The sequence below is a fragment of the Arthrobacter sp. R1-13 genome (genome assembly GCF_054161475.1).
In genome coordinates, this window is sequence record NZ_CP096420.1 from 482,514 (window position 1) to 494,086 (window position 11,573).

The following is an 11,573-nucleotide window of genomic DNA, read 5'->3' on the forward strand; positions in this document are numbered from 1 at the left end:
AACAGGTGTCGGATAACGTGGCAGCATGACAATCGACGAGTCCAGACCCGTTCGTCCCCTGGTCTATGCCCATCGCGGCTCGAGTGCCGCTTTCGCCGAGCACACCCGCGCGGCGTACCTGCGGGCTATTGCCGAAGGTGCCGACGGTGTGGAGTGCGACGTCCACCTCACAAAGGACCAGCACGTTGTCCTGCTGCACGACGCAAACCTGGACCGTACCTCCGACGGCACCGGGCCCGTGGCGGAACGGACCCTGGACGAGCTCAGGCTCTTGGATTTTTCCTCCTGGAAGGGCGCCAGAATTCCCACCGAGTACGGTGCCAGGTCAGAACAGTTCCTGACCCTGCCCGAGTTGTTGGATATCCTCCGCGCAGCGGCCAGGCCCATCGGCTTGGCCATTGAGCTCAAGCACCCGAGCCCTTATCAGCTGAAGCTCGAGGACCGGGTGCTTGAAGTGCTCAGGGCCGAGGGATGGGATTCGCGCTCTTCCGCGGTGGACAACGTTTCCGTATCCTTCATGAGCTTCAGCCCCGACTCCGTGAGACATCTGCGGAAATCCGTACCCGGTGACTACATTTGCCAATTGGTGGATGACATCAACGTTGAAGAGATCCGCGAAGAACTGGGACTTGGCCCGTTCACCGGCGGGGCAGTCGCCAACGTCATGAAGGCAGCCCAGCTCGAAGGGGAGAGAATTCTCGACGAGGGTGAAGTAGGCATGGCGGGTCCGGGGATCGATTACGTCCGTCAGCACGCCAGGGCAGTGCAGCGCTGGCTTGAATCGGGCCGCCGTTTCAGGGTGTGGACGGTGGACTCAGAAAATGATGTGGCGCTTTGCCAAGGGCTGGGGATTCACGAAATCACCACCAACCGGCCTGCGCAGGTTTTGGCACAGCTTTAGGAAACGGATATTTAGAGCATGACCCTCCTTAAGTCCCCGGCTGTGCGCGTGGGCATTTCCATCAGCATCGCCACAGGCCTTTACGGCATCTCTTTTGGTGCACTGTCCGTGTCTTCCGGCCTGGACTTTTTCCAGACCATGGCACTCAGCTTGCTCTTGTTCAGCGGCGGCTCGCAGTTCGCGTTCATCGGTGTTGTTGCAGGCGGTGGGACCGGGATTGCCGCCATGAGTGCCGCCACCCTGTTGGGTATGCGAAACGGCATCTATGGGATGCAGCTCAACGCCTTGCTTCGGCCAAGCGGATGGCGGAAGTACGTAGCAGCGCACATCACCATTGATGAATCCACAGCGACCAGTACCGGCCAGACCGATCCTGCTGAGCAGCAGCGTGGATTTTGGACGGCGGGGATTGGCATCTATGTCCTCTGGAACATCTTTACAGCGGTAGGAGCCCTCGCCGGAAGCGCCCTTGGCGACCCGAAGCAATGGGGCCTCGACGGCGCAGCCGTGGCCGCCTTCCTGGGTCTGCTGTGGCCACGGCTCAAAGGCCGGGAGCCGGTTGCCATCGCTGCTGTTTGCGCTCTCGCCACCGTGCTCGCGGTTCCTCTGGTGCCGTCAGGGGTGCCGATTCTGATCGCGGCGGTGGTCGCATCAGCGATTGGCTGGTTCAGCCATGGTCGCAGCGACGAGGGCATGGAGCCGGACGTGGATCCCTATGCCGAACGCCATCATCACCACCTTCACAGTCACCCCCGGCATGAAGCCACGGCACCAGGGCAGAAGACTGCTCCTGAGGAAGGTGCGCGATGAGCCTCTGGATCTGGCTTCTGGTCTCCTGCCTCCTGGGGTATTTATGGAAGCTAACTGGCTACTTTGTTCCGGCCAGCCTGCTCAGGAACCCGCGTATGTCGAGGATCGCCGGCACAATGACCATCGGACTTCTGGCGTCCCTGACCATCGTCAACACGGTGGCAGCAGGTCAATCAGTGACCCTCGACGCCCGAGTCGGAGCGCTCGCCGCCGCAGCAATAGCGCTCTGCCTCAGGGCGCCGTTTCTCGTAGTGGTCCTGGCCGGTGCTGCGGCTGCAGCAGGGCTAAGGCTCCTGGGCTGGAATTAACTCGAGCCTTCAACGGGCCATTTGGGGCCGTTCCCGCCTCCGATGAAGGGCTTGATGAAGGCGCGGGGGAGAATGCCGCTCTTTTCTACGGCCCTAAGGCCCTATCCGGCGAAACTTGAAATATGCCAGTATTCGAGAATGACTGAAGAAAACGTCCCGGCTGAAGCGCGGGACGATGACGATACGCGCGCGCAGCCACGGCCTTCTCCGCCCATGACGGGATCCGAATCCAACCGTGACTTACAGGATGTGTCCCGCCGTCGACGGGACTCCGAAGAGAAGCTGCAGCAGCACTTGAAGGAAGCGCAGGATAAACCTGCCGGGGCACAAGACGGACCTTCCGAATGACAGGATGGCCCATCGCGCCCCTGAGTTCAGGTGACCACAATTTTGACGGTCACGGCTCAGTGAGTCTTGTTTCAGGCGGCACCATAGGCGTCAGGAAACTTCCGATCCTTCCGGCGTTCCAGCTCTTCGGAAGCGAGCTCGTACCAGACTTGGGCGCCGAACTCAGGTTCGGGTGTGTCAAGGTTCCGGTACAGGGCGTCCACCAATTGCTCGAGTTCCCTCACCGTAGCTTCGGAGAGGACAACCCCGGGATCCCGGGAGTCATTGATGTAGTGGATCAGCTGGGGGCGGTTCATGATGTCGCCGCCGTGAGCCGTAGCGAAGAGGTTGGGGCGCTGAGTCGCCGGGCTGCCAAACGTGGAAATTCCAGGCGGAAGCAGTCGGGCTGGAGATCGCGTTGCAGTTGCACGGACATTACTAGCTCCAATACCGAGGATCTGGGGCTGACTGCGTAACCCACAAAAAGTCTATTGAAATGTGGCGCGACCCACAACAGCATGTTTCTTTTTCTGAGTTTGGATCCATTCCATAAGGGGGTTGAAGTGGATCAGATTTTTTTCCAGCGCCTGCAGGACCTCGTCCTGGACAGCAACGACGTCGGCGCTTTCCTGCAGGAGATGTCCGTGCTTTCTGCGGCATCCATTACCGAAGCAGCAGGATTTCCCGTCAGCTGTGCAGTAGCCCTTACCCGTATGCGTAAGTCCGTGACGGTGGCCGGCAGCTGCCCGGAGGCACGTCAACTGGACGAGATCCAGCAGGCCTTCGGGGACGGCCCGTGCCTCCAGGCTGTGCGGGAGTCCACTGTCGTGGTGGTACGTGATACCAGGACAGACACACGGTGGGGCCGCTACAACCAGCTGGTCGCTGATCGCGGCCAGCTGAGTATCCTCGGGGTCCCGTTGGCGCTCGAGCACGGGGCCACTGCCTCTTTGAGTTTCTTCGCCCCGGAAGCGGATGCCTTTACTGAGGAGATCATCCGCCAGTGCCAGACCTATGCCTGCCAAGGGGGGAAAGCGCTCAGGCTGGCCGTCAGGATAGGTGCCTCGCAGGAGCTCAGGGATGATGTCCTGGCCGCCATGAAGTCCCGGACCAGCATCAATCTGGCGTCCGGTATCGTCATGGGCCAAAGCCGGTGCACACAAGCCGAGGCAATATCAATCCTGACCAGGGTTTCCAATAACCGGAACGTCAAGCTCCGGGTTGTTGCCGAGGAGATCCTGCGGAACTACGACACCTCACTGTCAGGCGATAACAGCACGCACTTTGACTTCTGACGGGCTGCCGCAGGCTTACGGCAGCCCTGCAAACAAGGCGCAGTCATCCGGCGCTCCGGCTTCGGTACGGGGATATGCTGGAAGTGGGCTTGGGAGAGATGGAAGGTGGCGGGGTTGGTGCAATCGAGGCAGTCATGGTGGTAGGTCTTCCACTTGCCGACGAGCTTGCCGCCGTTTTCGCGAGGGCAAATGATCTTCTCCTTACCGAGGAGACGGTTTCCCGTGCCCTCGAACTCATTACTGCCGCAGCCCAGGCTGCAATACCTGGCGCAGTGGGTGCCGGTGTCACCCTGGTGGACGCCGCCGGACGGAAGCGGACCGCCGCGGCCTCTGATCCTTTGGTGGAGGCAGCCGATAACGCGCAGTACATTGTGGAAGAGGGTCCCTGTCTTCAGGCATGGGCCACCGGGAAGCCGGTGCTGGTTGAGAATGTCCGCACGGATACGCGATGGCCGGACTGGCTGGAAGCCGCTGCTGAGCTTGGGCTGGCGTCCGTAGTCAGTACGCCTCTGCTTGCGGGTGATTCGGTCCTTGGCGCTGTGAAGGTTTACGCCCGTGAGGCGAGCACCTTCGACGCGTCAAGCGTGGAGCTGATGGAACTTTTTGCCGCACAGGCCTCCATCTTCATCATCAACGTCCAGGCCCGGGAAAGCGCTCAGAGCCTCAGCGAGATGCTGCAGGATGCCTTGGCGGGGCGCGAAATGATTGCGGCGGCCAGAGGGGTCCTTATGGCGAGGTATGGGATGGATGAGGCCTCTGCCATGCAGCAGCTGCTGACAGAATCGCGGCGGGACCGGAAACCATTGCGCGAGATTTCAGCGGAACTGGTTTCTTCCACCCGCATAGCCGGCAGGTGATCGGGGGGGGTGCGCTTTGGCCCTGGGCAAAGACGAGGATGAGCAAAGGCTTCGGTTCGAAGAGACGCTGAGGGACGCGGACCTTCGGATTGAAGAGCTTTGGCTGAGGTATTTCAGCATTGGAGGGGTTGCAGGCCAGTTTGAAGTCGAGGCCTACATCCATGGAGCCATAGCCTTGCCGCCGCTTCAGCGTGACATCTTGAGCCATGCACTGAACGAACGCCTGGACGAGCTTGATTCCCGGGGTGGGCGCGCATCCTACAGCAGGGAATCAGAGGACGCCGGACGCGCCCACGACGACGGCGAACGTACGGAAAATGAGCCGGGGGACTCGGAGTAGACCGGGACCCGCGTAGACCGGGACCTCAATAAACTACCTGCGAGCATCGCCGGGCACCAGGGCTGCCAGTCAGGCCAGCTGCAGACCCGGCAGCGGGGATTGGGCAGGCAGAGGGCGCCGGGGACGCTCGGTGCGTATGGCGTCCTCGATCAGCGCAACGGGGCGGCGCCAGGCGTCAGAGCCGGGCTCCATGGTGTCCACTACCCCGATCAGCATGGCCAGCAGCCTGAAGAGGTCCGTAAGTGAAATGTCCTCGCGAAGTGTTCCTTGGCCCTGCCCCCGGCCCAGCAGGACACCCACAGACTCGATGAGCCCGCCGGTGATGCCGGTGAGCAGCTGCCTCCGCCCGGCAACAGCGCCGAGCAGATTGGCGTCCTCGCTGGCTGCGGTCATAAGGGCGTCTATGACGCTGAAGAGGCCTGCAGCGGCATCTTGTCCGGAGAGGGCCTCGTCGATGACGGGATCGACATGAAGCCGGAGCTGTCGGTTGAGAGCGGCCAACACCAGCTGTTCCTTGTCGGCGAAGTTCCGGAAAAGTGTTGCGGGTCCAACCCCGGCCGTTTCTGCAATGGTCTGAAGAGGAACGTCAGGACCATGCTCACGGAAACACTGCCTCGCGGCACTGATGATCTTATCTACATTGCGTGCAGCATCAGCACGGAGGGGCTTACGCTCTACTGCCACGTTCATTTTTCAAGGTTATGGGTTACTGATTGGTAGGCACTCTATATGACGCAGGGGGCATGAAACACTGGACGCATGTTGCTTGCATTCTCCGTCGCCCCTTCGGGCACGCCCGCCGGAGGAAACCCCGCTTCCTCTGCTGCTTCCTCTACTAACGCTGCTGACGGTTCCGTTCACGACGCCGTCGCCGCCGCCGTGAAAATCGTCCGGGAATCGGGACTTCCCCATCGGACGGACTCCATGTTCACCACCATTGAGGGTGAGTGGGACGAGGTTTTCGCTGTTGTGAAGGAAGCTACCGAAGCCGTGGGCCGTTTCGGCAGCAGGGTGTCCCTTGTCATCAAAGCGGATATCAGGCCAGGTTACTCCGGAGAATTGTCCGGCAAAGTTGAGCGCCTGGAAAAGGCCATCAGCGAAAGCCGATAAATCCCGTCTTCCGCGTGCATGCTTCCGCGCGTGCCTACAAACTGCCAGACTGGGCGGATGATCGAGCACAAGGCCGAGTCAAACTGGACCGCAGTGGAAGACTTCCTGACCGACGTCGTCGTCCATCCTGATCCTGGGCTTCAGCGGGCGGTGGTGTCCGCGGCCGCAGCGGGCATGCCCAGGATTGAGGTGGCACCCAACGCAGGGAAGCTGCTGAAGTTGCTCGTGCAGCTGTCCGGTTCCCGCAATGTGCTGGAGATCGGCACCCTGGCCGGTTTCAGCACCATCTGGATGGCCCAGGGACTGCCCGACGACGGCCGGCTGGTGACGTGCGAATACCTCCAACGGCATGCCGAAGTTGCCCGGGCAAACGTGGACGCTGCAGGCGTGGGACACAAAGTGGAGATCCGGGTAGGCGCCGCGCTGGAGACTCTGCCCCTGCTGGAGGCTGAATCGCGGGGACCCTTTGATTTTGTCTTCATCGATGCAGACAAGGAAAACGATCCGCACTACCTTGACTGGGCAATCCGCCTTGGCCGGCCAGGAACCACCATCGTCATGGATAACGTGGTATGGGAAGGCGCTGTGCTGGAGCCCGAACTGGACAACGTCAACGCCCCCGGCATCCTTGATGCGCTGCACATCATGGGGGAGAACCCCCGGCTGGATGCGACTGTGATCCAAACCGTGGGCTCCAAGGGCTGGGACGGCTTCGCCCTTGCCGTGGTGAGGTAATCAGCTGACCCGGTAATCCCTTATCGCGAGATCATCACATTGCACAGTGCCCGCGGGAGGAGGGCTGAAACGGTGCGCCCGGGTCCACCCTCCCGGCGGTGGGCTCCCAGGACCAGCAGATCCGCGTTGGCTGACGCGGCGGCAAGCTCCCGGGAGATGGGGTGGCCTTGCCGAAGGATGCCGGAAACAGCCACATCTTCCGCCAATTCGCGGGCGGCTTCAACCGCATGGTCCACCAGCGCTTGCCCATGGAGCGGCGAGTGCCGGCCGTGAGGTTCGTGGTGGTGTCCGTTTTCTACGTCGACGTGGACCAGCTCCAGCGAGGTTTTCAATGCGCGCGCCATTCTGAGTGCGTCCACGATCACGGCTTCGCTGTTGGGTGCAGTGCTGAGCGCTGCCAGCACCGGCTCGCCTCCCCGGTGGGGATACCGCACAACCAGAAGGGGGCACGGCGAGTGCCCGGCGAGGTCCAGGCAGACTGAACCTGCCAGCTGGCCAACGATGCCGCCTATGCCCCGGTGCCCCACCACGAGCAGGCGGGCGTCCTTGGTGGCGTCCCTGAGTACCTGACCCGGGAGGCCTGCCTCGAAAACGCCTTCAACCTCCAATTCGCCCGATACCTCGTGCGCCAGGTCCACACCCTCCTGCAACGTAGCTTCAGCGGCATGGCGCAGCCCGCTGCCAGATACACCCTTGACGGGTCCGAGGGATTTGGTGAACACAGGCCACACCCAGGCGTGGATTATCCGCAGTTTCAGGTTCTGGTCAGCTGCATGTTCAGCTGCCCACCTGACAGCAAGCTGGGACTGTTCGGACCCGTCGAAACCCACCGCAAGGATGCGGTTCTCGTTCCATTCTGCGGCTCCCGGCATTGCGGCCTCCCTGGATTGCATCGGCGCGAAGGTGGAACCAAGTAAACGCCAAGAGCCGCAGGATTACTAGGGCAGAGGCCCATGCCTGATGATTTTTAGCGACTGGCACTGGCGACTAGCGGCCGCGGGGCCGGCCGTTGCCTTCCGCGCCGTTGTTTTTGCCTTCCTGCTGGCCGGCGTGCTGTTCGCGCAGTTCCCGTCCCTGGCGGATGTCTTCTTCTTCCTTTTCCTGCATTTTGTCGCTCTTTTTGGTGTCCCGGGGCGGCAGCTGGATGGTCTCCTCGGCCTCAATGCCCGCCTGGAGCTGCCGTCCGCGTTCCATCTCGGCGTCGAACTCTGCCCCAAAGAGGAGCGACATGTTCAGGATCCAGAGCCACAGCAGCAGTATGATGACGCCGCCGAGGGCGCCATAGGTCTTGTTGTAGTTGGCGAAGTTGGCGACATAGAAGGCGAAGCCGAGAGTAGCCAGGAACGACACCACGAGGGCAATGAACGAGCCCATGCTCATCCAGCGGAACTTGGGCTGCTTCACGTTGGGGGTGGCGTAGTACAGGATGGCAATGGCCACCACCACCAGGAGCACGATGACTGGCCACTTCAGGATGTTCCAGGTGGTCAGGAAGGCTCCGCCCAATCCAATGGCGCTTCCTACGGCCTCGGCAACAGGACCGCTGAGAACCAGCATGGCCGCGATCACCGCCACGAGAAGCACGGTCACGACGGTGACACCCAGCATTGTGCCGCGAAGTTTGACGACGCCGCGGCCTTCGTCGATCTCATAGATCCGGTTCATTGCCCTGCCGAAGGCTCCCACATATCCGGATGCAGACCAGAGGGCGGTCAGGACGCCGATGATCAGCGTGAAACCAGCAGCGGGGGAGTTGACCAGCTCCTCCACCGGTTGCCGGATGAAGTCGACCGTGCCGCCGGGCGCAATACCCTGCACAATATCCAGCAGGCCGGAAGTTGTCCTTTCCGCCTGGCCAAAAACACCTAGCAACGACACCAGCGCCAGCAGAGCAGGGAAAAGCGACAGCACACCAAAGTAGGTCAGGGCCGCAGCCAGGTCTTGGCATTGGTCCCTTGTGAACTCCCGGAGCGTCTTCCGTGCAATGTACTTCCAGGAAGGCTTGGTGACGTCGTCGGGACTGTCCGGTTTGCGCGGATCATCGGGGGCCGGGGCTGTTCGGGCCTTCGCTGTGCTGTTGTCAGCTGACTCGGTGCCTGCGTTTGAGCTGTTCTTCGCAGAGAAGTTGTTTCTGGCCATGGGAACGATCCTCAAATCTGCCGGATTTCCTTGTGGGGCGTTTTCGCTAGGAGTGAGGGGAAGAGTAAACGGCCAGGCCGGCCGGCCCGCGAATGCGGGCCGCCGGCCTGGCCGAACGCGGCATGCTCAGGCCTTCTGTACGTTGTCCTTGGCGTCTGTTGTTTTGTACTTGACGTCCTCCACTGCCATCTGGCCCTCGCCTTTGACGTGTTCGGTGGCCTCTGCCGCAGTAGTCTTGACGTTTTCCATGGCCTCCTGGGCAGGTTCCTTCAGTCCTTGGGCCATGTCCCTGGCTGTTTCCGTCAATTGCGTGGTCAGGGGTTCGGCGGCTGTCTTGACTTGCTGGGCCGCCTCACGTTCCTTCTCACTTGCCGGGATCAGTGAAGAGAGGAGCATTCCGGCGCCGAACGCGATCAGCCCGGCAGCGAGCGGATTACCCTGGGCTTTTGCCTTAACCTGCTGGGGTGCGTCACTGATGGCGGCACCGGCGTCACTAAGGGCGGAGCCGCCGCCTTGCTGGGCTGAATGCATACGGTCAGCGGTGTTCTCGGCTGCTCCCATGACTTTCTCCTTAACTCCAAAAACGGCTTCCCTTACCTTGTCGGTCTGGCGGTGGACGATATTGGACGGTGTGACTTTGTCTGCCACGGCATCGACATTGGTGCCTAGCCGCGTGCGGGTTGCTTCTATGTCGGCGCGGATTGCGTCCGGGTTTTCGGTCATCGTGTGTCCTTGCTCGATCTAGGTATTTGGTTTCAGGGTGGGTGGAATCTCCTGGAGCGTTTCCGCTGTCTGCGGCATGCCCTTGATCGCCTTGAGTTCCTTGCGGCCCATGGACGCGAGGATGGCTGCGATGATGGCCCAGATTACGGCGACGACGACGGCGGACCAGCCGTGCCCGATCAGGTTGCCCAGTCCCCACCAGAGAGCCACGGAGAGGAACAGCAGGACGAAATGTCCGGCTACGCCGGCGCCGGCCAAAAGACCTGCACCTTTCCCGGCCCGGGTTCCTGACTGCTTGATCTCAGCCTTGGCCAACTCAACTTCCTGGCGCATCAGGGTGGAAATATCCCTGGTGACATCGCCCAGCAGATCGCCCAGTGAGGAGTTGTCCGCTTTCATGTGCGCCTCAGAGGGAGGAGGCTCCGGTACCTGGCTGCTCATCGACGCCCACCATCAAACGGATCGTCGCGGTATGGATCGTCAGTTGTGCCTCCCGATAAGGGGCTCTCACCAACGCGGTCGCCTGCCAGCGGGTCATCGGCCCACTGACCGCTCGTGGTTCCTGCGCCTTCCACGGGATTCGGCGGATACGTTTGGCCTCCAGTCCCTGTTGCGGCGCCTGCCGTGCTCGTTGTGGGAGCCGGATATTGGACCGGCGGTGGTGGAACTGCCATCCCTCCGGGCATTGGCTCAGCCATTCCGGTACTGCGACCGGTGCTGGTGCCCATTCCGGAATCAGCTGAACCGGCGGTCAAGCCCTTGGTCAAGCGGCCAGCCAGGACGCCTGCTCCGGCCGCGAGCAGGAGGAAGGTTCCCGGACGTTGGCGGGCAAAGGACTTTACTTCATCCAGCAGCGAGCCCGGATCCCTTGCTTCAAGCCAGGAAGCAACTGAGGAGGAGCGTTCTGCTGCCTGTCGGACCAGATCCGATGCAACACCCTGTTCATCAGGAGCCGAGGCCATGGAGTGCAGTTGGCTGGAAATGGAGCGCAGCCCGTCAGCTACTTTCTGCTGTTGGGTTCCTGCCTGGTCTGTCAGGTCGGACTTCGCTTGGTACAGCAGGTCCTTGGCGTTCGTCTTGACCTCTGTTGCAACATTTGATGCCTCAGTCTTTGCCGTTTCCGCCACATTCCTGGCAGAGTCGCTGGCCTGCCTGCCGACTTCCCCGGCCTCAGTCTTCATGGCGTCCTTTTTGGATGACCCGGTCTCCTCACCGGACTGCATCCCTGCGGAAGTGGTTGTTCCTGCTGGGTAAGCGGGGTCGTACGGGTCGGTCGATCGCGCATCGGCCGGAGCGGTGCCGTAGCTTCCGTCCTGCGGCCATTGGTTCTCTGTCATCTTCGCTCTCTTTCTCAAAAGGTCGGCTGCTGATCAAGAACCAGCATTACTGGCACTAAATAGTAAGCATGATTACTATCGAATAGTAAGTACCCTTTCTAAGATCTTTCAAGCGGACGGGTTGGGTACTGCTGAACAGTAAGGACGGCAATGAAAAATCGCCGGATCTTGCGCGAATTTGAAAGGGTTGAATATCCCATGGATGCAATGGCCTGGGTGTGGATCGTGATAGGAATCATCGTTGTGGCGGCGCTCGTTCTGGGACTGATGGCTGCCCGGAAGCGCAAAGAGGAACTACACCACAAGCACGTAGCCGAACAGCGTCAACAGGCGGACGAGATGCGCCGCAAGGCAGAAAATATCGAACTCGACGCCCGCGAGCGTGAGGCCAATGCCATCAAGGCCCGCGCAGATGCCGAACAGGCTCAGGTTGATGCCGAGAGGATGCGCCAGGAAGCTGAGAAACGTCAAAAGGAGGCTGAGTCGCTCCGCGATGAGTCGGCCGAACGGCGGCAGCGTGCTGATTCACTGGATCCCAACGTTGACTCAAAGAGCCGGCGGGATCAGGCCCCCGGCCGTGATCAGAGCCATGTTGAACATGGTGTTCCTGACCGGGGCCCTGCTGACCGCGATGCCGCTGACCGTGAAGCCAAAGACAGCGGCAGGCAGGACGACGGCGGCCGTTAGGGCA

General features: G+C 61.3%; 16 protein-coding genes. 9 read left to right on the forward strand and 7 right to left on the reverse strand.

Annotation, left to right across the window (positions count from 1 at the left end; genetic code table 11):
• The first annotated feature begins 25 nt into the window (after positions 1–25).
• The 3 genes from M1D88_RS02360 to M1D88_RS02370 are packed head-to-tail and all read left to right on the forward strand — an operon-like array spanning position 26 to position 2,019.
• The gene (locus tag M1D88_RS02360) at positions 26–901 is read left to right on the forward strand and encodes a glycerophosphodiester phosphodiesterase (protein WP_458113019.1); all 876 of its coding nucleotides are present in this window, start codon (positions 26–28) and stop codon (positions 899–901) included.
• Positions 902–919: 18 nt separating this feature from the next.
• The gene (locus tag M1D88_RS02365) at positions 920–1,711 is read left to right on the forward strand and encodes an AzlC family ABC transporter permease (RefSeq protein ID WP_458113020.1); all 792 of its coding nucleotides are present in this window, start codon (positions 920–922) and stop codon (positions 1,709–1,711) included.
• The gene (locus M1D88_RS02370) at positions 1,708–2,019 is read left to right on the forward strand and encodes an AzlD domain-containing protein (RefSeq protein ID WP_458113021.1); all 312 of its coding nucleotides are present in this window, start codon (positions 1,708–1,710) and stop codon (positions 2,017–2,019) included. The genes M1D88_RS02365 and M1D88_RS02370 overlap by 4 nt, the downstream gene beginning before the upstream one ends.
• Positions 2,020–2,438: 419 nt before the next feature.
• Here M1D88_RS02370 and M1D88_RS02375 read toward each other — a convergent pair whose 3' ends face one another.
• Positions 2,439–2,663, reverse strand: coding sequence for a hypothetical protein (locus tag M1D88_RS02375; RefSeq protein WP_458113022.1), 225 nt, complete (start codon positions 2,661–2,663; stop codon positions 2,439–2,441).
• A 246-nt stretch (positions 2,664–2,909) separates the two neighbouring features.
• Here M1D88_RS02375 and M1D88_RS02380 point away from each other — a divergent pair, with 246 nt between their 5' ends.
• From M1D88_RS02380 to M1D88_RS02390, 3 genes are all read left to right on the forward strand, one after another.
• Entirely contained in the window at positions 2,910–3,641 is a 732-nt protein-coding gene (locus M1D88_RS02380) for a GAF and ANTAR domain-containing protein (protein ID WP_458113023.1), read from the forward strand.
• Between the two features lie 98 nt (positions 3,642–3,739).
• Positions 3,740–4,498 carry a GAF and ANTAR domain-containing protein gene (locus tag M1D88_RS02385; protein WP_458114610.1) on the forward strand — a complete coding sequence of 253 codons (759 nt, stop codon included), beginning with the start codon at positions 3,740–3,742 and terminating at the stop codon, positions 4,496–4,498.
• A gap of 16 nt (positions 4,499–4,514) precedes the next feature.
• Positions 4,515–4,838: a hypothetical protein gene (locus M1D88_RS02390; protein WP_458113024.1), complete on the forward strand. Its 324-nt coding sequence runs from the start codon at positions 4,515–4,517 to the stop codon at positions 4,836–4,838.
• Between the two features lie 69 nt (positions 4,839–4,907).
• On the opposite strand, the gene M1D88_RS02395 is transcribed toward M1D88_RS02390, so the two are convergent.
• Complete coding sequence (locus M1D88_RS02395; RefSeq protein WP_458113025.1) at positions 4,908–5,528, reverse strand: TetR/AcrR family transcriptional regulator; 621 nt, start codon at positions 5,526–5,528, stop codon at positions 4,908–4,910.
• A gap of 69 nt (positions 5,529–5,597) precedes the next feature.
• Here M1D88_RS02395 and M1D88_RS02400 point away from each other — a divergent pair, with 69 nt between their 5' ends.
• A complete protein-coding gene (locus M1D88_RS02400) occupies positions 5,598–5,948 on the forward strand; it encodes a thiamine-binding protein (protein WP_458113026.1) in 351 nt (116 codons plus the stop codon).
• Between the two features lie 57 nt (positions 5,949–6,005).
• Positions 6,006–6,683, forward strand: a complete 678-nt coding sequence (locus M1D88_RS02405; protein WP_458113027.1) for an O-methyltransferase — start codon at positions 6,006–6,008, stop codon at positions 6,681–6,683.
• A gap of 20 nt (positions 6,684–6,703) precedes the next feature.
• Here M1D88_RS02405 and M1D88_RS02410 read toward each other — a convergent pair whose 3' ends face one another.
• The 5 genes from M1D88_RS02410 to M1D88_RS02430 all read right to left on the reverse strand — a co-directional run bounded on the left by M1D88_RS02410 (position 6,704) and on the right by M1D88_RS02430 (position 10,882).
• Positions 6,704–7,555 carry a universal stress protein gene (locus M1D88_RS02410; protein WP_458113028.1) on the reverse strand — a complete coding sequence of 284 codons (852 nt, stop codon included), beginning with the start codon at positions 7,553–7,555 and terminating at the stop codon, positions 6,704–6,706.
• A gap of 115 nt (positions 7,556–7,670) precedes the next feature.
• Positions 7,671–8,822 (reverse strand): YihY/virulence factor BrkB family protein, encoded by a 1,152-nt coding sequence (locus M1D88_RS02415; RefSeq protein WP_458113029.1) that lies wholly within the window; start codon positions 8,820–8,822, stop codon positions 7,671–7,673.
• A 126-nt stretch (positions 8,823–8,948) separates the two neighbouring features.
• The gene (locus tag M1D88_RS02420; protein ID WP_458113030.1) at positions 8,949–9,545 is read right to left on the reverse strand and encodes a DUF3618 domain-containing protein; all 597 of its coding nucleotides are present in this window, start codon (positions 9,543–9,545) and stop codon (positions 8,949–8,951) included.
• 18 nt (positions 9,546–9,563) lie between these two features.
• Positions 9,564–9,986 carry a phage holin family protein gene (locus M1D88_RS02425; protein ID WP_458113031.1) on the reverse strand — a complete coding sequence of 141 codons (423 nt, stop codon included), beginning with the start codon at positions 9,984–9,986 and terminating at the stop codon, positions 9,564–9,566.
• Entirely contained in the window at positions 9,983–10,882 is a 900-nt protein-coding gene (locus M1D88_RS02430; RefSeq protein ID WP_458113032.1) for a hypothetical protein, read from the reverse strand. The genes M1D88_RS02425 and M1D88_RS02430 overlap by 4 nt, the downstream gene beginning before the upstream one ends.
• A 168-nt stretch (positions 10,883–11,050) precedes the next feature.
• Here M1D88_RS02430 and M1D88_RS02435 point away from each other — a divergent pair, with 168 nt between their 5' ends.
• Positions 11,051–11,569 (forward strand): hypothetical protein, encoded by a 519-nt coding sequence (locus tag M1D88_RS02435; protein ID WP_458113033.1) that lies wholly within the window; start codon positions 11,051–11,053, stop codon positions 11,567–11,569.
• Positions 11,570–11,573 lie beyond the last annotated feature (4 nt).